The 24,887-nt window shown below is 62.3% G+C and carries 25 protein-coding genes; 16 read left to right on the top strand and 9 right to left on the bottom strand.

Going from position 1 to position 24,887, the window contains the following annotated elements:
* Nucleotides 1-68: 68 nt before the first annotated feature.
* From L1P05_RS11600 to L1P05_RS11585, 4 genes are all read right to left on the bottom strand, one after another.
* A complete protein-coding gene (locus tag L1P05_RS11600) occupies nucleotides 69-560 on the bottom strand; it encodes an Hcp family type VI secretion system effector (RefSeq protein WP_012849260.1) in 492 nt (163 codons plus the stop codon).
* Nucleotides 561-629: 69 nt separating this feature from the next.
* On the bottom strand, nucleotides 630-2,117 hold the full coding sequence (tssC, locus tag L1P05_RS11595) for a type VI secretion system contractile sheath large subunit (RefSeq protein WP_012849259.1): 1,488 nt from the start codon (nucleotides 2,115-2,117) through the stop codon (nucleotides 630-632).
* Nucleotides 2,114-2,629, bottom strand: a complete 516-nt coding sequence (gene tssB, locus L1P05_RS11590) for a type VI secretion system contractile sheath small subunit (RefSeq protein ID WP_015683417.1) — start codon at nucleotides 2,627-2,629, stop codon at nucleotides 2,114-2,116. Before tssB ends, tssC begins: the two co-directional genes overlap by 4 nt.
* A gap of 249 nt (nucleotides 2,630-2,878) precedes the next feature.
* On the bottom strand, nucleotides 2,879-3,442 hold the full coding sequence (locus tag L1P05_RS11585) for a hypothetical protein (protein ID WP_226079094.1): 564 nt from the start codon (nucleotides 3,440-3,442) through the stop codon (nucleotides 2,879-2,881).
* Nucleotides 3,443-3,770: 328 nt separating this feature from the next.
* Here L1P05_RS11585 and L1P05_RS11575 point away from each other — a divergent pair, with 328 nt between their 5' ends.
* The 4 genes from L1P05_RS11575 (at nucleotide 3,771) to L1P05_RS11560 (ending at nucleotide 7,298) form a co-directional block, all read left to right on the top strand.
* On the top strand, nucleotides 3,771-5,225 hold the full coding sequence (locus L1P05_RS11575) for an SH3 domain-containing C40 family peptidase (RefSeq protein WP_071818527.1): 1,455 nt from the start codon (nucleotides 3,771-3,773) through the stop codon (nucleotides 5,223-5,225).
* 303 nt (nucleotides 5,226-5,528) lie between these two features.
* Complete coding sequence (locus L1P05_RS11570; protein WP_012849254.1) at nucleotides 5,529-6,329, top strand: TSUP family transporter; 801 nt, start codon at nucleotides 5,529-5,531, stop codon at nucleotides 6,327-6,329.
* A gap of 100 nt (nucleotides 6,330-6,429) precedes the next feature.
* Complete coding sequence (locus tag L1P05_RS11565; RefSeq protein WP_012849253.1) at nucleotides 6,430-6,978, top strand: elongation factor P hydroxylase; 549 nt, start codon at nucleotides 6,430-6,432, stop codon at nucleotides 6,976-6,978.
* Nucleotides 6,979-7,016: 38 nt separating this feature from the next.
* On the top strand, nucleotides 7,017-7,298 hold the full coding sequence (locus L1P05_RS11560) for a YfcL family protein (RefSeq protein ID WP_012849252.1): 282 nt from the start codon (nucleotides 7,017-7,019) through the stop codon (nucleotides 7,296-7,298).
* A 136-nt stretch (nucleotides 7,299-7,434) separates the two neighbouring features.
* On the opposite strand, the gene mnmC is transcribed toward L1P05_RS11560, so the two are convergent.
* Nucleotides 7,435-9,459 (bottom strand): bifunctional tRNA (5-methylaminomethyl-2-thiouridine)(34)-methyltransferase MnmC2/FAD-dependent 5-carboxymethylaminomethyl-2-thiouridine(34) oxidoreductase MnmC1, encoded by a 2,025-nt coding sequence (gene mnmC, locus L1P05_RS11555; protein ID WP_012849251.1) that lies wholly within the window; start codon nucleotides 9,457-9,459, stop codon nucleotides 7,435-7,437.
* A gap of 172 nt (nucleotides 9,460-9,631) precedes the next feature.
* Between mnmC and fabB the strand changes: the two genes are divergently transcribed.
* Both fabB and L1P05_RS11545 read left to right on the top strand, forming a co-directional pair.
* The gene (fabB, locus tag L1P05_RS11550; protein WP_015461944.1) at nucleotides 9,632-10,843 is read left to right on the top strand and encodes a beta-ketoacyl-ACP synthase I; all 1,212 of its coding nucleotides are present in this window, start codon (nucleotides 9,632-9,634) and stop codon (nucleotides 10,841-10,843) included.
* A gap of 126 nt (nucleotides 10,844-10,969) precedes the next feature.
* Nucleotides 10,970-11,716 (top strand): class I SAM-dependent methyltransferase, encoded by a 747-nt coding sequence (locus L1P05_RS11545; protein WP_012849249.1) that lies wholly within the window; start codon nucleotides 10,970-10,972, stop codon nucleotides 11,714-11,716.
* A 71-nt stretch (nucleotides 11,717-11,787) separates the two neighbouring features.
* Here L1P05_RS11545 and asr read toward each other — a convergent pair whose 3' ends face one another.
* Both asr and L1P05_RS11535 read right to left on the bottom strand, forming a co-directional pair.
* Entirely contained in the window at nucleotides 11,788-12,285 is a 498-nt protein-coding gene (asr, locus tag L1P05_RS11540) for an acid resistance repetitive basic protein Asr (RefSeq protein WP_012849248.1), read from the bottom strand.
* A gap of 148 nt (nucleotides 12,286-12,433) precedes the next feature.
* On the bottom strand, nucleotides 12,434-12,793 hold the full coding sequence (locus tag L1P05_RS11535; RefSeq protein ID WP_012849247.1) for a DUF4186 domain-containing protein: 360 nt from the start codon (nucleotides 12,791-12,793) through the stop codon (nucleotides 12,434-12,436).
* Nucleotides 12,794-13,019: 226 nt separating this feature from the next.
* Between L1P05_RS11535 and pdxB the strand changes: the two genes are divergently transcribed.
* From pdxB to L1P05_RS11485, 10 genes are all read left to right on the top strand, one after another.
* Nucleotides 13,020-14,147 carry a 4-phosphoerythronate dehydrogenase PdxB gene (gene pdxB / locus L1P05_RS11530; protein WP_012849246.1) on the top strand — a complete coding sequence of 376 codons (1,128 nt, stop codon included), beginning with the start codon at nucleotides 13,020-13,022 and terminating at the stop codon, nucleotides 14,145-14,147.
* Between the two features lie 108 nt (nucleotides 14,148-14,255).
* On the top strand, nucleotides 14,256-15,266 hold the full coding sequence (locus tag L1P05_RS11525; protein WP_012849245.1) for an aspartate-semialdehyde dehydrogenase: 1,011 nt from the start codon (nucleotides 14,256-14,258) through the stop codon (nucleotides 15,264-15,266).
* A 14-nt stretch (nucleotides 15,267-15,280) separates the two neighbouring features.
* Nucleotides 15,281-16,093: a tRNA pseudouridine(38-40) synthase TruA gene (gene truA / locus L1P05_RS11520; protein ID WP_015461939.1), complete on the top strand. Its 813-nt coding sequence runs from the start codon at nucleotides 15,281-15,283 to the stop codon at nucleotides 16,091-16,093.
* A gap of 14 nt (nucleotides 16,094-16,107) precedes the next feature.
* Complete coding sequence (locus L1P05_RS11515; RefSeq protein WP_012849243.1) at nucleotides 16,108-16,773, top strand: DedA family protein; 666 nt, start codon at nucleotides 16,108-16,110, stop codon at nucleotides 16,771-16,773.
* A 262-nt stretch (nucleotides 16,774-17,035) separates the two neighbouring features.
* Nucleotides 17,036-17,944 carry an acetyl-CoA carboxylase, carboxyltransferase subunit beta gene (gene accD / locus L1P05_RS11510; RefSeq protein ID WP_012849242.1) on the top strand — a complete coding sequence of 303 codons (909 nt, stop codon included), beginning with the start codon at nucleotides 17,036-17,038 and terminating at the stop codon, nucleotides 17,942-17,944.
* A gap of 142 nt (nucleotides 17,945-18,086) precedes the next feature.
* The gene (folC, locus tag L1P05_RS11505; protein WP_012849241.1) at nucleotides 18,087-19,358 is read left to right on the top strand and encodes a bifunctional tetrahydrofolate synthase/dihydrofolate synthase; all 1,272 of its coding nucleotides are present in this window, start codon (nucleotides 18,087-18,089) and stop codon (nucleotides 19,356-19,358) included.
* Nucleotides 19,348-20,139 carry a cell division protein DedD gene (dedD, locus tag L1P05_RS11500; RefSeq protein WP_012849240.1) on the top strand — a complete coding sequence of 264 codons (792 nt, stop codon included), beginning with the start codon at nucleotides 19,348-19,350 and terminating at the stop codon, nucleotides 20,137-20,139. The genes folC and dedD overlap by 11 nt, the downstream gene beginning before the upstream one ends.
* 189 nt (nucleotides 20,140-20,328) lie before the next feature.
* Nucleotides 20,329-20,838 carry a colicin V production protein gene (gene cvpA, locus L1P05_RS11495; RefSeq protein ID WP_034167921.1) on the top strand — a complete coding sequence of 170 codons (510 nt, stop codon included), beginning with the start codon at nucleotides 20,329-20,331 and terminating at the stop codon, nucleotides 20,836-20,838.
* Between the two features lie 21 nt (nucleotides 20,839-20,859).
* Entirely contained in the window at nucleotides 20,860-22,377 is a 1,518-nt protein-coding gene (purF, locus tag L1P05_RS11490; RefSeq protein ID WP_012849238.1) for an amidophosphoribosyltransferase, read from the top strand.
* A 116-nt stretch (nucleotides 22,378-22,493) separates the two neighbouring features.
* Nucleotides 22,494-23,072: a UbiX family flavin prenyltransferase gene (locus L1P05_RS11485; RefSeq protein ID WP_012849237.1), complete on the top strand. Its 579-nt coding sequence runs from the start codon at nucleotides 22,494-22,496 to the stop codon at nucleotides 23,070-23,072.
* Here L1P05_RS11485 and L1P05_RS11480 read toward each other — a convergent pair.
* Both L1P05_RS11480 and L1P05_RS11475 read right to left on the bottom strand, forming a co-directional pair.
* Complete coding sequence (locus tag L1P05_RS11480) at nucleotides 23,069-23,755, bottom strand: SDR family NAD(P)-dependent oxidoreductase (RefSeq protein ID WP_012849236.1); 687 nt, start codon at nucleotides 23,753-23,755, stop codon at nucleotides 23,069-23,071. The two genes, L1P05_RS11485 and L1P05_RS11480, sit on opposite strands and share 4 nt — an antisense overlap.
* Before the next feature lie 198 nt (nucleotides 23,756-23,953).
* Nucleotides 23,954-24,850, bottom strand: a complete 897-nt coding sequence (locus tag L1P05_RS11475; RefSeq protein WP_012849234.1) for a TIGR01777 family oxidoreductase — start codon at nucleotides 24,848-24,850, stop codon at nucleotides 23,954-23,956.
* Between the last annotated feature and the right edge of the window lie 37 nt (nucleotides 24,851-24,887).

Below are 24,887 nucleotides of genomic sequence, written 5' to 3'. Positions count from 1 at the left end.
TAGCGCAGGGGACAGCGCAGGGCGAGATCCACCAGACTCCCGCGGCGCCGCGCCCCTGTTTGACCGTCTTACTTTTTCTTGTTGGTAATCAGGCTCCAGCCCTCAGGACCAATTTTGCCGCCCGCCTTGCCGTTCTGATCCTGGGGAACGTATTCCCAGGTCACTTCTTTATAAGCGAAATCAATGGTTTCCTGCGGGCGATCGCTGCCGCCCGTGGCCCCTGAGCATTGATAGCTGGAGACGGCGACATGCGTAAATTTGTAGATGCAGAAGGCGAACTTATCGCCCGCCTGGGTGCAAATCTCCAGCTCCAGCGTGGGAAAGTTCTGCCCCTGCACGGCGGCGGAGGCCAGCTTGACACTGGCGCAGTCCATCCATTTGGTGACACGCAGCACCGACATCATCGCCTTACCGGTATTCAGCCCCTGGGTGCCGCTCTCCATCGTGCATTCATTGCCGGCTCCCCAGGCAAAACCCAGCACTTCAATCCATTTTTTGTGCTTATCGTCGGTGGATTCCCCATCAACCTTATCCAGTTTGATATAAGTATCAAAAGCCATAGCGGACCTCTCTTGTGACAAGATAAACTGCGTTTTGGATATACGTGGTAAACAAACTCGGCTAAATCGTTAGCCTTGCGCCGGCGGCGGCAGATCGGCGACCAGACGTAAAGACGCGGTCAGCCCCTCCAGTTGGAAATGGGGTTTTAAATAGGCTACCGCCTTATAGAAACCCGGTTTGCCCGGAATATCACTGACATCAATGCGGGCTTCCCGTAATGGATATTTCGCCTTGATATCCTGGCCAGCATCATCCGAGCCGACCACATAATTACTGATCCACTGATTGAGAAAATATTCACATTCACTGCGGCTCATAAAGCTGCCGATTTTGTCGCGGACCATCGATTTTAAATAATGGGCAAAGCGTGAGGTGGCCATAATATATTGCAGCTGGCAGGAGATCCTGGCGTTGGCATTGGCGGAGTCACTGTCATATTCCTTGGGCTTTTGCACCGACTGGGTCGAAAAGAAGGCGGCATAGTCGGTCCCCTTACAGTGGGTCAGGGCGATAAATCCCAGCTCGGCCAGCTCCTTCTCTCGGCGATCGGTAATGGCCACTTCGGTGGGGCACTTGAGCTCGACTTCGCCATCATCGGTGGTAAAGGTGTGCGCCGGCAGTCCCTCCACCAGGCCTCCCCCTTCGGCACCCCGGATGGCGGCGCACCAGCCATATTTGGCATAGGCCTGAGTCAGGCGGGTGCCCAGCGCATAGGCGGCATTCAGCCACAGATATTTGCCATGCTCCTTGCCGCTGACATTCTCCTCAAAATTGAATGACTCGACCGGCACCGTCGTCGCGCCGTAAGGCAGTCGGCCAAGCACGTGGGGTAGGGCCAGGGCGATATAGCGGGCATCCTCCGACTGGCGCAGCGATTTCCACTTGGCATACTCAACCGTATCAAAGCCCTTGGCCAGATCCCGGGGGATCGACAGCTCTGTCAGGCTATCCAGGCCGAACATTCCTGCGCTGGCGGCAGAGAGGAAGGGGGCATGGGCCGCCGCCGCAACGTGTGAGATCTCCTCCAGCAGGAACAGATCTTCCGGGTGGTTGCTGAACTCATAATCCCCGATCATGGCCGCAAAGGGGGCGCCGCCAAAGGTACCGTACTCCTCCTCATAGACTTTCTTGAACAGCGCGCTCTGATCAAACTCGGCGGCGCTCTTAAAGTCGCGGATCAGATCGGCTCGGCTGACGTTCAGCATGCGGATTTTCAGGCCGGTACCGGTTTCGCTTTGATGCACCAGGTAATGCAGCCCACGCCATGACCCCTCCAGCTTTTGGAACGCCGGCTCATGCATAATGGCGGAGAGCTGGGCGGAGAGCAGCGCATCGATCTGGGCGATACGCGCCTCAATGCTGGCCAGCACATCACCGGATACCGTCACGGTGCCCGACAGAACCTCACTGACCCATTCCCCCAGCAGATCTCGGGCCCGCGCCTTCTCCAGATCACTGCGTGCCATCCGGGTTTCCGCAATGATGCTATCCAGCAGGCCGCCCTCTAGCGCAGCGCTCTCGGCGGCGCTACTTTCTGGCAAGTTCTGTTCGCTCATGGCTGCTTCTCCTCGCCAAAGCCGGTCTCTTTACCCAGACTCTGCAGCTTTTCGGTATCCTCAATGATGCCCTGCAATACCTCACCCAGGCGTTCATTGCTGTACATCTTGTTTTTCAGGTCAGAGAGGCGGCTGCGGATATCCATCAGCTTGCGCAGCGGCTCAACCTGCGCCGCGACCCGCTCTGGGGTGAAATCCGCCATGCTCTGAAAATGCAGATCCACCGACAGTTGGCTGTCATCTCCGCTCAGGGTATTCTCGGTGCGGAATGACAGATGGGGATGCACCCCTTTGATAACATCGTTGAAGTTGTCGCGATCAATCGAAACGAATTTGCGCTCTTTCAGCTTGGGAAGCGGAGTCGCCGGCTGCCCTGAATAGTCACCGAGCACTCCCATAACAAATGGCAGCTCCTTCATTTCCTGCGCATCGCCAATTTCAACATCATAGGTAATCTGCACTCTTGGCGAGCGGACTCGATCCAACGTATGCTGCTTGCTTTCATTTGCCATGAAGTCATCTCCGTAACATTTCTTACAACACTGCGTAACGTTATAGATAGCGATTATAGGTGAATGAATTAGCCAATCTTTGTAAAAAATACATATTCATTCCAATCTCGACTATCCGATTATTCCCCGGGTTCGATGCTTTCCATCGGGTATTAACGGCACCGGCGGCAGGCCATTAATACTCGGGATAAGGGGCTCTGTTCGGGGATAATTCCCTTGAAAGGATGATGGGTTTTGACGTAATAAGCGCTATTTCAATATTGAAAATTGGTGGCTACTGATATGCCCGACCGTCAGGTTTGGAATATAGAACTGTGTGGCCCCGCCGGGGAGCATTGAGCTCCGGCCTTTTTGTTCCAGCGTGATATTTCGTTTAGAGGTCATACCATTATCAATGCGCGACATGCCCTTAAATCCACCGAACCAGGCATAGACGGGAATCTTTAGGACTATCTCAAGTAAAAAGTCGAGAGAGCTCCAGTTTTCTTTGATCACGGAGGTGAGTCGTCCCCATTCCCTCATTGATACCCCGTTTTGCTTAGCGATCAGCATACGCTGGCGCAGACCGCCATCGTACCGGAATGGCTGGACCGGGCTCCACCAGGGAGATAGCGGGCTATCGTCAGTGATCGGGGACCTTGCCAATGAACTAAATCCATTGAATTTGTATAAGGCTGTTCCCGCCGGGAGCAGCTCTTTCGTCGGCTGCCCATAGGCTATGTTAAATGCATCGCTGACGTAGGTTTTTGCCTTTTGATCTGTACAAATGCTTCCAACATCGGACCATTCCAGCTCGGAATTCAAAGTCAACATAACGCGCCATCCTTTTTTCAGTAGCATTGAGCTCGTTATTGTAGGCGGGTGAAATATCTAATCTTTGCAAAAAAAACCGATTCATTTGTCTATGGCCAATCCGCGTTATTCGGTTATATCCAGCGTTCCGTACGTATCATCTGCTGTTTGTTTACTTATCAATCATTGCGTTATCAGTGAGCGTCGCTGATAAATGGTAATGGTGCTTCGTTGGGTGTTCAGAAATAGAAAGATGGTTGAGGCGGCGTTTATTCTGTATGTGCGATGACATAGCGGGAGGACCATTATGTAGACAATCGGGCAGGGTACTCAGCATGGGAGATAACATATGATAAATCGTCCGCTTTCTGGGTGGATACAATTACCCTTAGTTGCCTTATCCCTACTGCTTTCAGCATGCCAGGTAGGCGGCGGTCGCGGCGTTTCATCGCCTCCTGACACGACGCGCGGAAGTGTTATCGATCCGACCAAATCGCGTTTTCCCCTGCAGAATTATTCGCAGTCGGTTGACCGCTGGATTCAGCCTGAGAGCAAGGGGTATTCGGTTGCGATAATGGATGCGTCAGCGCAAGATCGTCATTTCTCCCTATTGCAATCATCCTATTTTGGTATTAATCCTCAGGATCGATCTCCGTGGAATGCGGAGTATATTACCGCGCTGCTGCAGGGCGAGGCGAGAGAAAACCGTGAGCGTATTATTACGCGTTTTCTCCTCGCCGAGAGCCGCTCCTGGGGCAGTAACTTTCGGCTGAATCCGCCTGAGTGGAAAGCGCAGTTAATGGCGAATAGCGCATCCGCGATCGATAGCGTTTTTCACCCGGCGCAGCGGGGGATGACCTTGCGAGAAACGGCGGTCAGGGCACTGCCGACCGCTGACCCGGCCTACGGCGATCCGCATCTGGCCGGTCAGGGGTATCCCTTTGATGATCTCCAGATGTCGTCGATTCGGCCAGGCACCCCCGTCTATGTTTTCACGCTGAGTCAGGACACGGGCTGGAAATATGTTGTCTCTCCCTCGGTGATGGGCTGGGTCAAAAGCGATGACGTGGCCGAGGCGGATAGTCGGTTTGTCGCCGAGTGGCGGACATTGGCGCAGAAAAAGCTGGGGGCATTTATTCAGGAGCCGGTCTCGGTGCACGACGGTAAGCAGTTTTATTTTATCGCTCGCCCCGGCACGATACTGCCGTTTGACGCGGCGTGGCCGGGGTATTACCGGGCGGCGATTCCGACGCTCGGCGCGGGCGGTAAGGCGCGCCTCCGCTGGGTGACGCTGAGCGCCAGCGCCTTTACCGCCATGCCGTGGCGCATGACGCCGCAGCATATGGCGACGCTGATGAAAACCATGGGCGGAAAGCCCTACGGCTGGGGAAACGCTCATTTTTACAATGATTGTTCATCGGAGATCCGTAGCCTGATGCTGCCGTTCGGTATCTTTTTGCCGCGTAACTCCGCCGCACAGATTCAGGCGGTGTCCAGAACGGTCGATCTCACCGCGTATAGCCTCCGTTCCCGCCTCGACTACCTGACCACGCATGGCCGGCCATTCACGACGCTGGTCTACATTCAGGGGCATATTATGCTGTATATCGGCAATTCGGTCGTTCATGGGCAGTCGGTGCCGATGACCTACCAAAATATTTGGGGATTGAGTCCGCCAGATCGCCAGCGGCGCAGCATCATTGGCGGCGCGGTCTTTTTCCCGCTACTGCCGGTCTATCCCGAAGACCCCTCGCTGGCGTCGCTGGCCGGTAAACGCCTCTTCAAGCTTGGCTTTATCGACTAGTCTGCCCGGGCGCGCTGCGCCATGGACGGCGCGTGCTCGGCGGGCGTTTGGGCTGCGTCGCGTGGGCGGGTGAGCCGCGGCGGGGAGATGGCGTTAGGCCGTCCATCGCCTGTGCTCCCCCGCGATCGGCGGGCATCGCATCGACGGCATGATAAAAATCAGTTACCGCAGCGGGATTGTTTGTCATGATAGCGGCCTATTTAGTGGTCTCAATCACAGAGTGATGCATACATTTTTTATATCCGATGCTGTCAATGTGATATGGGGCGAATACAACACGATGGGACTGTTCAGGCAAGGATCATGGAGACGCTACTGCTTTCTCCCGAGCTGCTCGGGGTTTTATTTTGCGTGGCGCTGTTCGCCGGCTTTATCGATGCCATTGCCGGCGGCGGCGGACTGTTGACGGTGCCGGCGCTGCTGGCCGTTGGGCTGCCGCCCGCTCAGGCGTTGGCCACCAACAAGCTGCAGTCGGTGGGGGGATCGTTTTCGTCCAGCCTCTACTTTATTCGCCGCCGGGTGGTCAACCTTGCCGAGCAAAAATGGGTGATTCTGCTGACCTTTTTGGCCGCCGCGGCCGGCGCGCTGTTGGTGCAGCGTCTGCAGGCGGAGATATTACGTCAGCTGCTGCCGTTTCTGGTGATCGGGGTCGGGCTCTACTTTTTGCTGACGCCGTCGCTGGGGGCGACGGAGGGGGCGCGGCGCGTCGGTATGCCGCTGTTTGCCGTGCTGGGCGGCGCCAGCGTCGGCTTTTATGACGGTTTTTTCGGTCCCGGCGCCGGATCGTTCTATGCGCTGGGCTATGTCATGCTGCTGGGGCTGTCGCTCCCTCAGGCGACGGCCCATGCCAAGGTGCTCAACTTTACCTCTAACGCGGCGTCTCTGCTGCTGTTCATCATTGGGGGAAACGTCGTCTGGAGCGTGGGGCTGTGCATGCTGGTTGGACAGGCGATCGGCGCCCGGGTCGGCGCTCGGATGGTGCTGACCCGCGGGCAGCAGCTGATCCGGCCGATGATCGTGGTGATGTCGCTGATCATGAGTATTAAGCTGCTGTATGACAACCACGGCAGCGAAATCCTGGCCTGGGCGCAGCGCTGGCTGTAGCGCGGCGGATGCACGGCGGCGGCGCCTGTGCGACAATCGGCCACCGTCATGCGGCGCCACGGCGCCGCGCGTTACTTTCTCATCAGGCTCAGAGATAACCATGCCCGAGACCCATCATTATCAGCAGTTAATCGATCTGTTCGCGCAGACGTTCGGCAGCGAATACCATACCCGCCTGGTGGCCGGCGACGGCGAACCTATCTATCTGCCGGCGGATGACGCGCATCCGGAGCACCGCATTCTATTTGCCCACGGCTACTATGCCAGCGCGCTGCACGAGATCTCACACTGGTGCATCGCCGGGGAGGCGCGTCGCCGCCTGGAGGACTATGGCTATTGGTACTGCCCGGACGGGCGAGACGCCGATACGCAGTCGCGCTTTGAGGCGGTAGAGATTAAGCCGCAGGCGCTGGACTGGCTGTTCTGCGCCGCCGCCGGCTACCCCTTTAACGTCAGCTGCGATAATCTGGAGGGGAGCTTCGACCCGGATCGCATCGCGTTTCAGCGCCGGGTGCGTGAGCAGGTGCTGAGCTATCTGGCCGAGGGCATCCCTCCGCGTCCGGCGCAGTTTATCCGGGCGCTTCAGGCGTTTTATCATACGCCGGCGCTGAGTGCCGCCGACTTTCCCTATCTCGACGATTTACAGTGATGCGCGGCACCGCCGACGCCGATGTGCAAGGAATTCCCATGATTGCAGAGTTTGAAGAGCGTATTTTGACGCTGATTGATGAGATGGTTGACAGCGCCAGCGACGATGAGCTGTTTGCCGGCGGCTACCTGCGCGGCCACCTGACCCTGGCCGTGGCGGAGATCGCCTCGCAGCCGCAGGCCGCACCCGCGACGCTGGATGCGGCGGTACGCGCCAGCCTGGCGCGCGCCATTCACGCCGGCGAGCTCTCTCCGCCCGATCAGGCGCTGGTACATAACCTATGGCAGGATCTCTACCGCCGGGCTCAGCCCGCGGCCTGAGGCCGGGTATCCTTCACGCGCGCAGGCGCGGGTAGGGTAAATCGCGCCGTAGCGAACCGAAGGGGCGCCGCTTCAGCGGCGCCACCGCCGGATAACGCAGGAAGGGCGGCGGAGTATCCCCAGCGCGCCCGACGCATTACGCCATCCCTTTTCCCTTAAGCCATTTACGCAGCCAGAAACGGTTGGGGCTGAGTGCGTCCAGCAGATCTTGCTCTAGCGGCAGCGCCTCGTCGTGGATTTGCCCGGCCAGCAGCTCGGCGCACAGCGGCGCGCTGCACAGACCCCGAGAGCCGAGGGCGGCCAGGATAAACAGATCCGGATGGTGCGGCGCGGCGGCGTTGGTCTCCGCGGGGGCGTGGTGCTGCGGATGAGGATGCGGGTAGCGCGCCTGCAGCGCCGGGGCATCCGGCAGCGCGCCGACCAGCGGCAGATGATCGCGCACGGCGCAGCGTATGCCGATCCGCGCCGCCGCGGCGCTGACGTCCACCTGCTGTGGCCACGTCACCTGCGGCAGACATGCGATCAGTCGCCGGCGGTTATCCTGCTGCTCCTGCGGGCTGTACTCCCGATCGGTGCAGTTACGTCGGTAGCTGGCGCCGAGGCAGTGGGTACCGTAGTCCGGGCTGCAGGGGGTCAGATAGCCGTCATAGCACAGCACCTGGCGCAGCGGCGCCAGCGCCGGGGCGGTGGGAATATGGCTCACCTGGCCGCGCACCGGATAGAGCGGCAGCGCGGCGCTCTGGCTGAACTCGCCGGCGCGGGCGCCGCCGGCCAGCACGACGCAGCCGTGCAGACGGGTTGCGCCGTCGGCCAGGTGCAGGCGCCAGCCCTCCGGCGCCGGCTGCAGCTGTCGAACGTCATGGTTAAAGCGCAGGGTGGCCCCCTGACGCTCCGCCAGCGCCAGGGCCTGGCGGGTCAGCTCCGCCGGATCCAGCCAGCCGCCGAGGGGATAGCAGACGCCGCCGACCGGCAGCGGCAGGCCGCAGCGCCGGGCGAGGTCGGCGGCATCGCCCCCCTGCGCCAGCCAGTCGGGCCAACCGGCGGCCAGCAGCTGCGCTATCTTTCTTTGGCTGGCGTCATCGTAACCCAGCTGGCTGACGCCGCACCATTGGTGGGGAAAGTCAACGCCTTGGGCCGCCAGCGCATCGTAGGTGCGCAGGGCGTAGGGAAAGGCGCGGACGTAAAAGCGCTCCAGCGCATCGCCGCGGCCGTTCAGCAGGGGATAGAGCGCCCCCTGACGGTTGCCGGAGGCGCCCAGCGCCCCCTGCGGATCGGCGCAGTAGAGGGTGACGCGACTGCCGCGCCGCTGCAGCGCTAGGGCGCACAGGGCGGCGGCGATGCCGCCGCCGATCAGCGCGACCTCCTCCGGGCGGCGGGCCGCCGGGCGGGCATACCAGGGCGCGCGCAGCGCATCGGGCGGTAGCGCCGCGGGGCGCCGTCCCGCCAAACACTCCCGCTTTTGCCCAAATCCTTTGACTTTGCTGACCTCGAATCCGGCCTGGATCAGGCCGCGGCGCACAAATCCGGCGGCGGTAAAGGTGGCGAAGGTCGCACCGGGCCGGGCCAGACGCAGCATGGTGTCGAAGAGCGCCTGGGTCCACATATCCGGGTTTTTCGCCGGCGCAAAGCCATCCAGAAACCAGGCGTCGACGTGACCATGAAGGCCGTCGGGCAGCTGCGGTAGCAGCGCGTTGACGTCGCCGAACCACAGATCCAGCGTGATGTGCGGCGCCGGGTGCAGACGGTGACAGCCGGGCAGGGCGTCAGGCCATACGGCGTACAGCTGTTCGCTGAGTTCCGCCAGCTCCGGCCAGGCGGCGTGGGCGGCGCGCAGGTCGTCGCGGCACAGCGGGTACTTTTCAAAGCTAATGAAGTGCAGGCGCGGCGGTCCCTGATCGGGATGCGCCCGTCGGAAGGCCTGATGCGCCTGCCACAGGGTGAGAAAGTTCAGCCCGGTGCCGAAGCCGGTTTCGGCGACGGTAAAGTCAGGACGCCCGGGCTCACGCCAGCGCTGCGGCAGTCCGTTGCCCTGCAGGAAGACGTGGCGGGTTTCCGCCAGTCCGTCCTGATTGGAAAAGTAGACGTCGTCAAACTGCTGCGAAACAGGCGTACCCTGTTGATTCCAGCTCAGCGATGCACCCTGTATCGATGTATGGTTCACGTTTTTTTACCGCTAAATCAGCCAGTGGATGATTTTAACGGTCTGTGCCCGGGGCGGCAAATTTAGCGCTATCTGGTTTTACCAGCGCTGATCGGACTTGCCTCGGCGTACAGGTGTACGCTAAAGTGCGTTGCAAATCCCGAATGACAAAAATTTTTTCAAGAGGTAATAGATGAAACGTGCAGTGATTACTGGCTTGGGTATTGTTTCCAGTATCGGTAACAACCAGCAGGAGGTGCTGGCGTCTCTGAAAGAAGGGCGTTCGGGGATCACCTTTGCGCCTGAACTGCAGGAAGCCGGCATGCGTAGCCAGGTCTGGGGCAACATCAAGCTGGATACCGCTGGCCTGATCGACCGCAAGGTGATGCGTTTTATGAGCGATGCGTCGATCTACGCCTTCCTGTCGATGCAGGAAGCGATCAAGGACTCCGGTCTGAGCGACGACATGGTTTCCAACAACCGTACCGGGCTGATCGTGGGCTCCGGCGGCGGTTCTCCGCGTAACCAGGTTGCCGGCGCTGACGGCATGCGCGCCCGCGGTATCCGCGGCGTGGGGCCATATATGGTGACCAAGGCCATGGCCTCCGGCGTTTCCGCCTGTCTGGCCACGCCGTTCAAGATTCGCGGCGTTAACTACTCCATCAGCTCCGCCTGCGCCACCTCGGCTCACTGCATCGGCAACGCCGTTGAGATGATCCAACTGGGCAAACAGGACGTGGTCTTTGCCGGCGGCGGTGAAGAGATGTGCTGGGAGCTAGCCTGCGAGTTTGACGCGATGGGCGCGCTCTCTACCCATTACAACGATACGCCGGAAAAAGCGTCTCGGACCTATGACGCCAAGCGCGACGGCTTTGTCATCTCCGGCGGCGGCGGCATCGTGGTCGTAGAAGAGCTGGAGCACGCGCTGGCGCGCGGTGCGCACATTTATGCCGAGATCGTCGGCTACGGCGCGACCTCCGATGGCTATGACATGGTGGCACCGTCGGGCGAAGGCGCGGCGCGCTGCATGCATATGGCGATGCAGGGGCTGGACAAGCCGGTGGATTACCTGAACGTACATGGCACCTCTACCATGGTGGGCGACGTGAAAGAGCTGGGCGCCATCCGCGAAGTCTTTGGCGACCATACGCCGGCGATCTCCTCGACCAAGGCGATGACCGGCCATGCGCTGGGTGCCGCGGGGGTTCACGAAGCCATCTACACCCTGCTGATGCTGGAGCACGGCTTTATCGCGCCGAGCATCAACATTGAAGAGCTGGATGAGCAGGCCGCCGGGATGGACATCGTTACCGCCACCACCGAGCGCGATCTGGATGTGGTGATGTCCAACAGCTTCGGCTTTGGCGGCACCAATGCGACGCTGGTGATGCGCAAGTACAAATAAGCTCGCCACCGTTATGATGAAAACCCGCCGCGGCGGGTTTTTTTATGCCTGGCGTCCGGCGTTTGAATGGGTAACACTCATAGCAGCGGCGCGTCTGCGCCGCTGCTCTTAGCGAAAGGAAACACCATGGGACAGCTTAATCACTATGCCATCGCCTACCAGCAGATCCGGGCACTGATCCGTTATCCGGAGTCGCTGTATCAGTTTTTGGCTCGCCAGTGTACCCACCACGATCGGGCGCTGGATCTGGGCTGCGGCAGCGGTTTTTCGACCGCTCGCCTGCAGACCTATTTCTCTCAGGTTATCGGCTGCGATCGCGATGAGACGCTGGTCGCTCAGGCGCGGGATAACTACCCGCAGCTCAATTTTAGCGTCGAGTCCGCCGAGCGCTATGTCCCGCCTCAGCCGGTCGATCTGTTGACCTGCGCCACGGCGTTTTACTGGATGGATCGTCCGCTGATGCTCTCGCGGATGCCTCAGCTGCTGCTGCCGGGCGGGGTTTTTTGCGCCTACCGCTACGAGTTTCCGCTGGTGTACGGCCCGCTGCGCGACGTGGTGGAGTATGAGCTGGCGACGCGCTGGGCGCCGTTTCGCGATCGGCGTCTGGTGGACTATGACGATACGCTGGAGCTGATGCAGATCCAGCCACAGCTACAGCACAGCCAGCGCCATCTGTTTCCCAATATTCTGACCCTGAGCGTGGCGCAGCTGGCGACCTTTTTCCTGTCGACCAGCTATGTCACCCGCTATATGGAGGAGCAGGGCGGGCCGGAGTACGCCAAGCGGCTGATGGCGCTGCTGTCGGCGGGGGGAGAGCGCGATGTGCGGGTGAACTTTGACGTGACGGCGTTCGTCTGTCGCCTGCGTCGCTAGCGCGCCGCGCCAACGACAAAGACGCCCCGGCGATAAGGCCGGTGCGTCTGGGCTATCTTTAGGCGGTGAGCTTAGGCTTTCGGCGCCGCTTTTTTGTGATGGGTCTTCTTGGCGGCCTGCGCTTTCTGCGCTACGGCCGCTTTCTTGTGGTGAACCTTCTTGGCGGCCTGTGCCTTCTGCTCGACGGCCGCTTTCTTGTGGTGAACTTTCTTGGCGGCCTGCGCTTTCTGCTCGACGGCGGCTTTCTTGTGGTGAACCTTCTTGGCGGCCTGTGCCTTCTGCTCTACGGCCGCTTTCTTGTGGTGAACCTTCTTGGCAGCCTGCGCCTTCTGCTCTACGGCGGCTTTCTTGTGGTGCGCTTTTTTCGCGGACTGAGCTTTCTGCTCGGTCGTGGCTTTTTTATGGTGCTTTTTGGTGCCGTGGTGTTTTACGGCGCCCGCCTCTTTGGCCGCCGGGGCGGCGCTTTGGGCTGCAGGGGCAGCGACCGGTGCCGCGGTCTGTTCGGCGGCAAATGCGGCGGAAGAGAGACCCATTGCAGCAGCGACAACCAGAGCTAATACTTTATTCATTTTTCCTGTCCTCAAAATTTGCCGTTTGGTAAGCCCCCACTGGAGCCGTTGAGGATATGTTAGGCAGCGGCGCGGCGATTGTCCGTGTGTGTTTGGTGTCGGTAAGTAACCGTATGTACAACGGCGCTGAGCCGCGTCCCATCCGCGCTCAGCGCGGCGTCTGCGCCGCCAGCCAGTGGGCCAGCAGCGCCAGAATGTACAGCTTTTCTCCGCCGCTCAGCGCCCGGCCGCGCGGAATATGGTGCCATTTTTCCAGGCCGCCGCGGCAGCAGGTGGCGGTGGCGTGCTGCGCCACAAAGACCGGGTGCCCACGCATGGGGGTCTGCTTGCCATCGTTGGGGATCTGGGCGGGGGCCAGCCGCGAATCGATAAAGTCCCGGGCGTGGCTCAGGATCAGGGGCAGGCCGTTACGCTGTAGATAGTGCCATTCGTCGGCGCTGAGCCGAAAGCGGCAGCGGAACGGTGAACGCCGTAGCCGTTGCCAAACGGCGGTTGAGAAGGGGGGCACGCGAGACTCCTGATGAGAAAGAGGCCCTACCATGCCGCGTTTGTCGGCGGATGACAATCGCTGCGTGGCCGCGGCGTCCGCTCTCTCTCCTGTGTCGGTGCCTACGCAGCTCCGGGGGCGGGGTGCTGTCCCCAAGGATCGTTCGTGTCCGTGGTTAGGCGGCGCGCGCATTTGGTGGCAGAATAATCTGTCCTGAATCCATAGCGTATGCCGCAGGGGAGAACCGATGAAAATTGTGGTTGATGAGAATATGCCGTATGCCGAGGCGCTGTTTGGGCGCCTTGGCGAGGTACAGGCCGTGCGTGGCCGCCCGCTGCCCGAGGCCGCGCTGGCCGGGGCCGACGCGCTGATGGTGCGTTCGGTGACCGCGGTCAATCAGGCCCTGCTGGCGGGGCATCGCGTTCGCTTTGTCGGCACCGCCACCGCCGGCACCGATCATGTGGATACGGCCTGGCTGGCGCAGGCCGGCATCGGCTTTTCCGCCGCCCCCGGCTGTAACGCCATTGCCGTGGTGGAGTATGTCTTTTCTGCCCTGATGCTGCTGGCGGAGCGAGATGGCTTTGCGCTGCGCGATAAGACCGTGGGGATCGTCGGGGTTGGCAACGTGGGCAGTCGACTGCAGCGCCGCCTGGCCGCGCTGGGGATCCGCACGCTGCTGTGCGATCCGCCGCGCGCCGATCGCGGTGACGACGAGGTTTTTCACAGTCTGGCGGATCTGCAGCGCGAGGCGGATATCATCACCTTCCACACGCCGCTAAACAAGCAGGGGCCCTATCGCACGCTGCACCTGGCCGACGCGGATTTTCTGCGCGGGCTGCCGCCGGGACGGATCCTGATTAACGCCGGGCGTGGCGCCGTCGTCGACAATGCGGCGCTGCTGCAGGCGCTGGAGGCGGGGCAGGATCTGCGGGTGGTGCTGGATGTCTGGGAGCCGGAGCCGATGCTGTCGCTGCCGCTGCTGGCGCGGGTGGACATCGCGACGCCGCACATCGCCGGATACAGTCTGGAGGGAAAGGCGCGCGGTACCACCCAGGTGTTTGAGGCCTTTAGCGCCTTCCTGGGGCAGCCGCAGTCGGTGCCGTTGGCCTCTCTGCTACCGCCGCCGCCGGTCGCCAGCGTACGCATTCACGGGCAACCCGATCAGGCGATGCTCAAACGTCTGATGCATCTGGTGTATGATGTGCGCCGTGATGATGCACCGCTGCGCCGCGTCGCCGCGCAGGAGGGCGAATTCGATCGCCTGCGTAAACACTATCCGGCGCGCCGCGAGTGGTCATCGCTGCAGGTACTGTGCGACGATCGCGCCTGCGCCTCGCTGCTGACGGCGCTGGGCTTTGACGCCCGCGTCGCCTGAGCAGACAATTGATGCTTATCGCCAGTGCGCCCAGGCGGCGGACTGGCGATTTTTGATGGGCTATTGACAGGGACGGCGGCGTGGACCGCCGTCCGGGAGAGTATGAGAATGAGCGAAGGCTGGAATATTGCCGTATTGGGGGCAACCGGCGCCGTCGGTGAAGCGTTGCTGGAGCAGATGCAGCAGCGCGATCTTCCGCTGGGTGAGATCTATCTGCTGGCCAGCGAGCGCAGCGCCGGGGAGAGCGTGCGCGTCGGCGGGCGTCAGGTGACGGTGCAGGATGCGGCCACCTTTGACTGGGCGCAGGCCCAGCTGGCGTTTTTTGTCGCCGGACGCGAGGCCTCGCTGCGCTATGCCGAGGACGCTGGCAACGCCGGTTGTCTGGTGATCGACAGCAGCGATGCCTTTGCGCTGGAGGCGGACGTGCCGCTGGTGGTTCCGGGCGTGAATTCCCATGCGCTGGCGGAGTACCGCAACCGCAATATCGTGGCGGTGGCCGACAGCCTGACCAGCCAGCTGCTGACGGCGATCCATCCGCTAAGCGCTGAGATCGGTCTGGCGCGCATTGGCGTAACCTGCCTGCTCTCCGCCTCGGCCCATGGTAAGGCGGCGGTGGATGAGCTGGCCGGGCAGAGCGCGCGCCTGCTCAACGGCATGCCGTTCGAGCCGGGCCTATTCCAGAAGCAGCTGGCGTTTAATCTGCTGCCGCTGCTGGCGGATCCCCAGGGCAGCGTGACCGAAGAGCGTCGTCTGGTGGATCAGGTGCGTAAGGTGCTGCAGGAGCCGGGGCTGCCGCTGACGGTCAGCTGTATCCAGTCGCCGGTGTTCTACGGCCATGCCCAGAGCGTGCATCTGGAGACCCAGCGCCCGCTCAGCGTGGAAGAGGCGCGGGAGCGGCTGACGCAGTCGGACGATATCCGCCTGAGCGAAGAGGATGACTACCCGACCCAGGTCGGCGACGCCTCGGGCAATCCGCATCTGAGCATTGGCTGCGTACGCAATGACTACGGCATGCCGGAGGCCCTGCAGTTCTGGTCGGTGGCGGACAATGTCCGCTTCGGCGGGGCGCTGATGGCGCTGGAGGTGGCGGAGCGCCTGATGCAGGAGTATCTGTACTGATGTCGCAGCAACCGTTGACCGGGCAGACATCGTGCCCGGAATATACTCTGGCGCTGGGGATCGAGTATGACGGCAGCCGCTACGCCGGCTGGCAGCGTCAGCGGGAGGTCGACAGCGTTCAGGCGCGCCTGGAGGCGGCGCTGTCGCGCGTCGCCAGCGAGCCGGTGACGGTGTTCTGCGCCGGGCGTACCGACGCCGGCGTCCACGCTACCGGTCAGGTGGTGCACTTTACCACCCATGCCCTGCGTCAAGAGGGCGCCTGGACCATGGGCGTCAACGCCCATCTCCCTAAGGATGTCGCGGTACGCTGGGTCAAGAGCGTTAGCCCCGATTTTCACGCGCGCTTTAGCGCGACGGCGCGCCGCTATCGCTACGTCATCTATAATCATCGCTATCGCCCGGCGGTGCTGCAGAGCGGGGTGACCCATTGCTATCTGCCGCTGGACGCTGAGCGCATGGCGCGCGCCGGGCAGGCGCTGCTGGGGGAGAATGACTTCAGCGCCTTTCGCGCCGCCCAGTGTCAGTCGCGAACCCCGTGGCGCAACGTCTCCCACCTGAGGGTCAACCGCTACGGTCCCTACGTGGTGGTCGATATTAAGGCCAATGCCTTTGTGCACCATATGGTGCGTAATATCGTCGGCAGCCTGCTGGAGGTGGGGTGTGGCAATCAGCCGGAAAGCTGGATCGCCGAGCTGCTGGCGGGCCGGGATCGTACCCTGGCCGCTGCGACCGCCAAGGCGGCCGGGCTGTATCTGGTCGCCGTGGACTACCCGGCCCAGTTTGCCCTGCCGCAGCCGCCGATGGGGCCGCTGTTTCTACCCGATTAATCTCCGGAGCCGTTATGGAATACCTACAGTGGATTGTTGATTTTATTCTGCATATTGATGTGCACCTGGCGCAGCTGGTCGCACAGTATGGCGTGTGGATTTACGGCATACTCTTTTTGATCCTGTTCTGCGAAACCGGCCTGGTCGTGACGCCGTTCCTGCCCGGCGATTCGCTGCTGTTCGTCGCCGGTGCGCTGGCGTCGCTGCCGAGCAACGATCTGAACGTGCACCTGATGGTGCTGCTGATGGTGATCGCCGCCATCGTGGGCGATGCGCTGAACTATACCATCGGTCGTCTGTTTGGCGAGCGGCTGTTCAGCAACCCCCACTCGCGGGTGTTCCGTCGCAGCTATCTGGATAAGACCCATGCGTTTTATGAGCGCCACGGTGGAAAGACGATTATTTTGGCGCGTTTCGTGCCGATTGTGCGTACATTTGCGCCGTTCGTCGCCGGGATGGGGCATATGTCCTACCGTCACTTCGCCGCCTATAACGTGATCGGGGCCCTGCTGTGGGTGCTGCTGTTTACCTATGCCGGCTACCTGTTCGGCAATGTGCCGGTGGTGCAGGAGAACCTGAAGCTGCTGATCGTGGCGATCATCGTGGTCTCCATCCTGCCCGGGGTGATCGAGATTTGGCGCCATCGGCGTCAGGCGCGGCGGAATAAGGTCACAAAATAACCGCATCGCACTCACCTAAAGTGGGTAAAAAATGTAAACTCTGCACGGTTCGACCAGTTTTTTATCCACACGGTCGAACCGTTGTGGTTTAATGAACGGCATTTATGGTCTGTTCCTGCCAGTCAAAAAAAGCAGCCCGTCGCCTGGAGAAAGGGGAGACATGGGCTAAAATCGGGCTCAGCGTTGGCTGGGTCTTTGCATTTGGTTCCCTGGCAGGGGCAGAGGACTGGCATTCCGCCAGGTTCAAACAGAAAGGTCATCGATGAGCTGGATTGAACGCATTCTTAACAAGAGCAATATCTCTCAAACCCGTAAGGCAAGCATTCCGGAGGGCGTCTGGACCAAGTGCGACAGCTGTGGTCAGGTGCTTTACCGTGCCGAGCTGGAGCGTAATCTGGAGGTCTGCCCCAAGTGCGACCACCACATGCGTATGACGGCGCGCATGCGCCTGAATACGCTGCTGGATGACGGCAGCCACGTCGAGCTGGGCAGCGAGCTGGAGCCGAAGGATATCCTGAAGTTCAAAGACTCCAAAAAGTATAAGGATCGCCTGGCCGCCGCTCAGAAAGAGACCGACGAAAAAGATGCGCTGGTGGTGATGAAAGGTACCCTGCACGGGATGCCGGTGGTGGCCGCCTCGTTTGAGTTTTCCTTTATGGGCGGCTCCATGGCCTCCGTGGTCGGCTCACGCTTTGTCCGCGCCGTTGAACAGGCGCTGGAGGACAACTGCGCCCTGATCTGCTTCTCCGCCAGCGGCGGCGCCCGTATGCAGGAGGCGCTGATGTCGCTGATGCAGATGGCGAAGACCAGCGCGGCGCTGGCCAAGATGCGCGAGCGCGGCCTGCCCTATATCTCCGTGCTGACCGATCCGACCATGGGCGGCGTCTCCGCCAGTCTGGCCATGCTGGGCGATATCAATATCGCCGAGCCGAAGGCGCTGATCGGCTTCGCCGGCCCGCGCGTGATTGAGCAGACGGTGCGGGAAAAGCTGCCGGCGGGCTTCCAGCGCAGTGAGTTTTTGCTGGAGAAAGGGGCCATCGATATGATCGTGCGCCGTCCGGCGATGCGCGATAAGCTGGCCTGTCTGGTGGCGAAGATGACCGGTCGTCCGGATCCGCTGGACGACGGTACCCAACAGGCTGCTAGCGCGGAAAGCAGCGCGCAGGCGTAATTTTCGCCTGTGTTTCCGGCGCGCCGCACGGGCCGCCGATGCGGCGTATGGCCACGCCATACGCCGTACCTCTTCGGTAACCGGCGCCACTCCGGGGCCGGCTACACTCCGCAATCGGTTTTATTACGGGACGTAAAACAGCATGAATACGCTTCCTACGCCATTGGCAACCTCTCCACTCTCCACCTGGCTTGACTACCTTGAGCAGCTGCACAGTAAGACCATCGATCTCGGTCTGGATCGCGTACGCCGCGTCGCGCAGCGCCTGGGCCTGCTGACGCCGGCCCCGGTGGTGTATACCGTCGCGGGAACGAACGGGAAAGGGACGACCTGCCGCACGCTGGAGGCGATCCTGATGGCGGCGGGCTATCGGGTTGGGGTATACGGTTCGCCGCACCTGCTGCACTATCGTGAGCGGGTGCGGATCCAGCACCGCGAGCTGGACGATGCGGCGCACGCCGCCGCCTTTGCCGGCGTTGAGGCCGGGCGCGACGGCGTATCGCTGACCTATTTCGAATTCGGCACGCTGGCCGCGCTGTACCTGTTTAAGCAGGCGGCGCTGGATGCGGTGATCCTGGAGGTCGGCCTCGGCGGCCGCCTGGATGCGACTAACATCGTGGATCCCAGCGTCGCGGTGGTGACCAGCATCGCGCTGGATCACACCGACTGGCTGGGCGATACGCGGGAGAGCATCGGTCGTGAGAAGGCCGGTATTTTTCGCGGCGCGGCGCCGGCGGTGGTCGGCGAGCCCGATATGCCGGACTCGATTGGCGCGGTCGCGCAGGCGTGTGGCGCTCATCTGCTGCGCCGCGGCGTTGACTGGGATTTCAGCGTGGAGGCGCAGGAGTGGCGCTGGCGCGATGCTCACCGCCATATTGAGGGGCTACCGCTGCCTCAGGTGCCGCTGGCCAACGCGGCGACGGCGCTGGCGGCGCTCTGCTATGGGCCGCTGCCGGTCGATGATGCGGCGATCCGTCAGGGGCTGCGCGATGCGGTGCTGCCGGGGCGCTTTCAGCAGCTGTCGGAGGCGCCGCGCCTGATCCTGGACGTCTCGCACAATCCCCACGCGGCGGCCTATCTGGCTCAGCGCCTGCGCGCGCTGCCGGCGCGCGGCCGCCTGCGCATGGTGATCGGTATGCTCTCGGACAAGGATATCGCCGGTACGCTGGCCTGTCTGACGCCGCTGGTTGACCAGTGGTACTGTGCGCCGCTGGCGGGCCCGCGCGGTGCGGCGGTCTCGGCGTTAACGGCGCATCTGCCCGCCGACGCCCAGGCGTTTGACGGCGTTGAGCAGGCCTGGCGTCAGGCGATGGCCGACGCGGCCGCCGACGATACGGTGGTGGTCTGCGGTTCCTTCCATACGGTTGCTCACGTGATGGCAGCCCTCGCGTCAGGAGAGACGGGTGGCAAGTAAGTTTCAGAACCGATTGGTCGGTACGGTGATCCTGGTGGCGCTGGGGGTGATCATTCTGCCCGGTCTGCTGGATGGCCAGAAAAAACATTATCAGGATGAGTTCGCCGCGATCCCGCTGGTGCCGCGTCCGGGCGAGGACGATCCGACGGATGCCATTCCGCCGGTCACCCAGCCGCTGGGCGAAACGCCGTTGCCCGGCGCCGGCGCGGCGCCAGCCGCGTCGGTTGGCGCTACCGCGCCCGCTGTACCCGCGCCGGCGACAGCCCCGGCGCATACCCGCGGCGAGCTGGTGGAGCTGAAGCCGGTCGAGAGCCGAGCGCCGGAGCCACAGCCGCCGCGTACGGCTCCGCCACCGATCAGCGCGCCGTCGCCGCAGGAGAGCAGGCCGAAAGCCAGCGAGCCGCCGACGCGGGTCGCGGAGAGTCGTCCCAAAGCCAGCGAGCCGGTGAAGAGCGTGACGCCGCCGCCTGAGAGTCGTCCGACACCGCCGCCGCCAGCGCCCGTCGCCAAGAGCGACGCCGGCGAGAAAGCGCCGGTCGGTCAGGCCTATGTGGTGCAGCTCGGCGCGCTGCGTAACGCGAGCAAGGTGAATGAAATCATCGCCAAGCTGCGTCTGTCCGGCTATCGGGTCTATAGCGTACCGGCGACGCCGGTGCAGGGTGAGATCAACCGGCTGTTCGTGGGCCCAGAGGCGTCGCGCGCCAAGCTGCAGTCGGCGCTGCCGGAGCTGAACAGTCTGAGCGGCCTGAATGGGCAGATCCGCAATTACAGCGTGCGCTAAGCACCGCGTAACGGCGTTCGACGGCGCTGTTCGCTGCGGCGGACAGGGCCGTTTTTTTCGTGAAAACGGGCGGTGGACGCGGCGGATTTATTTATGCCGCGCGGCGGAAATCTGCTACGCAAACGTTTTCTTTTTCTGTTAGAATGCGCCGCGGGCGACATCTGCGGCAGTTCATGCGTTGGAATTGTCATGGTTTGGATTGATTGGGTCATTATTGGCATCGTCGGATTTTCTGCACTGGTCAGCTTAATCCGAGGCTTTGTGCGCGAGGCGCTGTCGCTGGTTACCTGGGGAGCGGCGTTCTTTGTCGCCAGCCATTTTTATCCCTATCTGGCCGCCTTCTTTACCCGCTTTGAGGATGCGCTGGTGCGCAATGGCATTGCGATAGCGGTGCTGTTTGTCGCGACCCTGATCGTCGGCGCCATCGTCAACTATGTGATCGGCTCCCTGGTGGAGCGCACCGGGCTGAGCGGGACGGATCGGGTACTGGGCGTCTGCTTTGGCGCCATACGCGGTATCCTGATCGTCGCCGCGCTGCTGTTCTTTATGGACACCTTCACGGCGATGGCGCAAAGCGAGGAGTGGAAGCAGTCCCGGCTGATCCCGCAGTTTAGCCCTATCATCAGGTGGTCATTTGACTATCTGCAAAGCACGTCGAGTTTCTTGCCGGAGCACATGCCGTCGCTGCCGCTCCGGTAACGCTGATGAGGAAATGACAACATGTGCGGTATTGTCGGTATCGCCGGTTTTACACCGGTAAACCAGTCTATCTATGATGCTCTGACGGTGCTGCAGCACCGCGGCCAGGACGCCGCCGGCATCGTCACCATCGATGATAACCATGCCTTCCGCCTGCGTAAGGCCAATGGACTGGTCAGTGATGTGTTTGAGGCGCGCCATATGCAGCGCCTGCAGGGAAATATGGGGATAGGGCACGTGCGCTATCCCACCGCCGGAAGCGCCAGCGCATCGGAGGCTCAGCCGTTCTATGTTAACTCCCCCTTTGGCATCACCCTGGCGCACAACGGTAATCTGACCAATGCCCATCAGCTAAAGCAGCAGCTGTTTGAGCATGCCCGCCGCCATGTTAATACCACCTCAGACTCCGAGATCCTGCTGAATATCTTCGCCTACGAGCTGGATCGCTACGATCACTATCCGCTGAGCGAAGAAAACATCTTCGCCGCCGTCGCGGCGACCCATCGCCAAATCCGCGGGGCCTATGCCTGCGTGGCGATGATCATCGGCCATGGCATGGTGGCGTTCCGCGACCCGAATGGCATCCGGCCGCTGGTGATCGGCAAGCGAACCCTGGAGGATGGCCGTATCGAATACATGGTCGCCTCTGAGAGCGTGGCGCTGGATACGCTGGGGTTTGACTTTATTCGCGACGTGGCGCCGGGCGAGGCGATCTACGTTAATCTGCAGGGACAGCTGTTTACCCGCCAGTGCGCCCAGGAGCCGAAGAGCCATCCTTGCCTGTTCGAGTATGTCTATTTTGCTCGCCCGGACTCGTTTATCGACAAGATCTCCGTGTATAGCGCCCGGGTGCGGATGGGGCAGAAGCTGGGGGAGAAGATCGCCCGTGAGTGGGAGGATCTGGATATCGACGTGGTGATCCCGATCCCGGAGACCTCCTGCGATATCGCGCTGCAGATCGCCCGCATTCTGGATAAACCCTACCGCCAGGGGTTTGTCAAAAACCGCTATGTGGGACGCACCTTCATCATGCCGGGGCAGCAGCTGCGCCGCCAGTCGGTGCGCCGCAAGCTGAACGCCAACCGCGCCGAGTTCCGCGATAAGAACGTGCTGCTGGTGGATGACTCCATCGTGCGCGGCACCACCTCGGAGCAGATCATCGAGATGGCGCGCGAGGCCGGCGCCCGCCGGGTTTATCTGGCCTCCGCCGCGCCGGAGATCCGCTTTCCCAACGTCTATGGTATCGATATGCCGAGCGCGACCGAGCTTATCGCCCACGGGCGCGAAGTCGAGGAGATCCGCCAGCTGATCGGCGCCGATGGGCTGATTTTTCAGGATCTGACGGATCTGATTGAGGCGGTGCGTGAGGATAACCCGGATATCGAGCAGTTTGAGTGCTCGGTGTTTAACGGGGTGTACATCACGCGCGACGTGGATCAGGCCTACCTGGACTACCTGCAGTCGCTGCGCGGTGACGATACCAAGGCGCTGAACAACCAGCAGCAGGCGGAAGATCTCGCGCTGTATAACGAAGGCTAGGGGCGCTCCGCGCTCTGCCAACGGGTCGCCTATGCGGCCCGTTTTTACTTGCGCGCCCGCCCGCCTTGCGGCAAAGTCGCTGCAGCAGAGGGTTGAATAAGGATAAGTGACGGGCGATGAAACGACTGATTATCGGTATCTCCGGCGCCAGCGGCGCGATCTATGGGGTCCGCCTGCTGCAGGCGCTACGGGCGCAGCCGGCGGTAGAGACCCATCTGGTGATGAGCCAGGCGGCGCGCCAGACCCTGGCCCTGGAGACGGATTTCTCGCTCAGAGAGGTGCAGGCGCTGGCGGATGTGGTGCACGACGCGCGGGACATCGCCGCCTCGCTCTCCTCCGGCTCGTTTAAAACCGCAGGGATGGTGATTTTGCCCTGCTCGATCAAAACCCTCTCTGCGATTGTGCACGGCTACAGCGACACCCTGCTGGTGCGCGCCGCCGACGTGGTATTGAAGGAGCGGCGCCCGCTGGTGCTGTGCGTGCGAGAGACGCCGCTGCATCTGGGGCATCTGCGCACAATGACCGCCGCCGCCGAGATGGGGGCGATCATCATGCCGCCGATGCCGGCGTTCTATCACCGTCCGCAGCGGATTGAGGATCTCATCGACCAGACGGTCAACCGGGTGCTGGATCAGCTGGACATCAGCCTGCCGCAGGATCTGTTCCCACGCTGGCAGGGGCCCGCGGCAGGCTAAGCCTCTCCCGCCATCGTGAGCTGGCTGCCGGTGATGGCGCCCGCCGCCGGTGAGGCCAGCCACAGCGCCAGCTCGGCGATCGCCTGTGCCGTGCTCTGTGCGTCCCGGTTCGGCGCCGGAAGCGGATCGGGCACCAGGTGGTTGACCGTAATGCCCTGCGGCGCCAGGTCCTGCGCCATGCTGCGCGTCAGCGCGCTCAGCGCCGCGCGGCTCATGGCACAGAGCGCGCCGCCGTGGCCCGGGGGCTGATGCGCCCCGCTGATATGGATGATTCTCCCCCCCGAGGGCATGCGCCGAGCGGTCAGCTGGCTGGTCAGGAAGACCGCCTGCACATTGATCGCCATGGCCTGCTCAAACTCTCGTAGCTCAATTTCATCAAATGGTTTGCAGATGGTGACGGCGGCCTGATTGACCAGGATATCGATCTGTCCCCACAGCTCCAGCGTGCGGGTGACGGCGCGGGCGTAGGTTTCCGGGCTGCGCGCGTCGGTGCGCAGGGCGATGGCTTCGCCGCCCCGCTGGCGAATTTGGGCGGTCAGCAGCCGCGCCTCGCCTTCCGAATGGTGGTAGGTCAGCGCCACGCGGGCGCCGGCGTCGGCCAGGGCGGTTACGATGGCGGCACCGGTGCCGTGCGCGCCGCCGGTGACCAGCGCCACTTTATCGCGTAAGAGGGTTGGACTCATAGATGCTCCGCAGTGGGAAATGTTCGGGCCGGCGCACCGGCGTCGACGCTGAGCGCCGTGCCGGGGCATCGCGCCCGCCGTTGTCTTACCTGCGTCGGCCATCGCTGCCGTCGCCTGTCTCTGCAGAGAGTGTAGTGGGCGCGCCGAGGCGCACCGTCACCGCCGGTGCGCCGGGCTGCACATTGCGTGCGCTAGGGGTTATCTGACGATGTCGTCCAATGCCTCGCGCAGATCGTAGTAGCGAAAGCCAAAGCCCGCCTCCTCTAGATGGCGCGGCAGCACCCGCTGGCCGCCCAGCAGGATCTGGCTGGCCTCGCCCATCAGCGCGCGCAGGGCCATGGCGGGAACGCGGAGCAGGGTGGGCCGCCCCAGCACCTCGCCCAGGGTGGCGACGAACTGATCGTTGCGCACCGGATAGGGGGCGGTCATGTTGAAGGGGCCACGCAGGGTGGGGTTATCCAGCAGATACAGTATCGCGTTGACCATGTCGTCGATATGGATCCAGGACATGTACTGGTGGCCGTTGCCCAATTCGCCGCCGAGTCCCAGGCGGAACAGCGGCAGCATCCGCCCCAGCGCGCCGCCGTTGGGGGCCAGTACGATACCGGTGCGCAGCAGGCAGACGCGGGTATGTTCGCTCTCCGCCTCACGCGCCAGCGCCTCCCAGCGTGCGCACAGGCGGTGGGTGAAGTCATCGCGGGGCGGGTCATCCTCGTTGAGCGGCGTCTCGTCCTGGCTGCCGTAGTAGCCGACGGCGGAGCCGGAGATCAGCACGCGGGGCGGGCGCTGGCCGGCGCGGATCAGTTCGGCCAGCCGCTGGGTGATCGTCCAGCGACTGTCGCACAGTATCTGCTTTTGCGCCGCGCTCCAGCGTTTGTCGGCGATTGGCTCACCGGCCAGATTGATCACCGCGTCATAGCCATCCAGGCTGGTCAGATTCTCGAGCGAGGTGAGGCACTGCACGCCGTCGCCGAGACGCTGACGGGCTCGCGCCGCGCTGCGCGTCAGTACGCTCAGGTGATGGCCGAGCACGTGTAGCCGGGCGCACAGCGCCTGGCCGATAAGGCCGGTAGCACCGGTAATCAGGATCTCCATAGGCTGCTCCTTACGGCGCGCGCCGGCGCACCGTCCC

Source organism: Edwardsiella piscicida, from assembly GCF_021733145.1.
Taxonomy (GTDB): Bacteria; Pseudomonadota; Gammaproteobacteria; order Enterobacterales; family Enterobacteriaceae; genus Edwardsiella; species Edwardsiella piscicida.
The sequence above is the reverse complement of the archived record's forward strand: the minus strand, read 5'-3'. Positions and strand labels throughout refer to the sequence as shown.